This is a genomic window from Massilia sp. TWR1-2-2 (assembly GCF_049897565.1).
Classification (GTDB): domain Bacteria; phylum Pseudomonadota; class Gammaproteobacteria; order Burkholderiales; family Burkholderiaceae_D; genus JAFCUW01.
In genome coordinates this window covers 1-1863 of sequence record NZ_JAFCWM010000083.1, presented here as the reverse complement: position 1 = coordinate 1863, position 1863 = coordinate 1, and the positions used below count along the sequence as shown (strand labels likewise).

Sequence of the window (1863 nt, the reverse complement as noted above, 5' to 3'; positions counted from 1 at the left end):
GCGACGCGTTCTTTCCACAGCGCTTCGCGTTCGATATTTGCCATTCCTATCTCCTTTTCAAAACCGGAGTATGGCTAGGTGGAATTGGCAATGGAAGGTGGGTGGACTGGACGCTTACTGTAGATGGGTTCGCGGGCCGCATGTGTACAAATTGTTTTTCTACTACCCTTGCGGGCCATGATGTTTTTGTACCTGAGCGTAGGCAGAGGAAGCGCCGGGCGCCAAAGCAGGACGGGAAAGGGGTGTCGTTTGTTCGCTTCAAGTTTGCCCTCCGGCCTTGTCGCGGACGCTCTTCATTACCAAAGTTTCCTCGGGGATTCCTGGGTCAGACCCTCGCTACGCATGGGGTGCCTCTTGCTCGATCAAATTCACAGCGCGCCAACCAGTCAGACCTTGTCTGTTGGTGCGCCTGATGTCTAGACAGGGGACGTCGTATCGTTTGTCCACAGAAAATTTCTTGGCCAGCCTTGGAGGCACGGAGATTTTTTCCCCGGCGGTGGAGATGAACGCTCAGTCTTTGCCCTGGCGGCGTATTAGATTGCCTGAAAGCACTTCACACAACCCCGGCCGCACACTTGCTTCTGACCGGTGCCAATCCGGCGGCGGACCTTGGGGTTCTGCACTGCCGACTTCGTCGAGAGTTGGTGGCGGCCGAAATCGGTCACGATAGACCGGAATGGGCGGTCACGATGGACCGGAATGATCGGTCACGATAGACTGGAATCGCTGGTCACGGTGGACCGGAATACCCAGCTGCGATATTGAGCCGAGAAGAAAGGGTAGCAATAGGAAATCAATTGCATTCAGAAAAATGCCGATGTGTGATCTAATCAATTTGATGATATGTTGAGTAATTAATGAGCGGAATTCAGAGTGGATTTGGTCTTCCCGTCGTTTTCCATGGATAAGGAGCGATTGTTGATGCATTCGCAGCGTGTCGGTAGCCTGAGTCAGGCTCAGCGCGAACGACTAACCTATCTTGAGTTTCGCCTGTATTTCATGGGCCAGATTGGCCGTCCGGATCTTTCCGCTCGCTTCGGTGTTGCGCCAGCCGGTGCGACCCGCGACATTGCGATGTACCGGGAACTGGCGCCGAAAAATATCGATCTTCATAATAGCAGCAAGACGTATCGAATCAGTAGCGAGTTTGTCCCGATTTTTGAGCACGCTCCCCAGCGGGTCTTGTCGGCGCTATCACTAGGTTTTGGCGATGGGGTGGATGGCGACCAGCGATCGCAACTTCCATGCGAGTTCCCAGCAATTTTGAATTGTCCCCGAATGGAGGTGCTTGCGCCAATTTGCCGAGCCATCCACGCCAAACGCCCGGTGGCGATCCGCTATCAATCTATGATCAGTGGGGCGTCGGAACGAGTCATTGTGCCCTTCGCGCTGGTTGATACAGGCCTGCGCTGGCATGTTCGCGCGTTTGATCGTAAGTCCGGGGAGTTTCGTGATTTCGTTATCACGCGCATTCAAAATCCGATCATTCTCGATGAAGAGTCTACAGCGCAGGAGCGGATGGATGCCGACATCCAGTGGGCCCGGATAGTAGAGCTGGATCTTGTTCCGCACCCACGCCTTAAACATCCTGAGATTATCGAATTGGACTATGGAATGCAGGACGGCTCAATCCGATTGCGCGTAAGGGCAGCTGTTGCTGGCTACATGCTGTTGCGTTGGTGTATTGATGCTTCGTCCGATCATAGCCTGACGGAAAAGCAATACCGCTTGTGGCTTCGAGACCACCTAGGGAAGCGCTGAACAATTGATGATTTCTGTGCAAACGATGCGCTTAACAGGGCCGCGTTATTTGGGTACCTAAATTTTCATTTTCACGCATTCAGACCGGCGATTTCGGCCATT

2 protein-coding genes are annotated in these 1863 nt (G+C 53.5%); one reads left to right on the top strand and one right to left on the bottom strand.

Annotated elements, in window-relative coordinates:
- Positions 1-336: 336 nt before the first annotated feature.
- The gene (locus ACP7DD_RS26425) at positions 337-504 is read right to left on the bottom strand and encodes a hypothetical protein (RefSeq protein WP_426178355.1); all 168 of its coding nucleotides are present in this window, start codon (positions 502-504) and stop codon (positions 337-339) included.
- A 369-nt stretch (positions 505-873) separates the two neighbouring features.
- Between ACP7DD_RS26425 and ACP7DD_RS26420 the strand changes: the two genes are divergently transcribed.
- The gene (locus tag ACP7DD_RS26420) at positions 874-1761 is read left to right on the top strand and encodes a WYL domain-containing protein (RefSeq protein WP_426178353.1); all 888 of its coding nucleotides are present in this window, start codon (positions 874-876) and stop codon (positions 1759-1761) included.
- Positions 1762-1863: the final 102 nt, after the last annotated feature.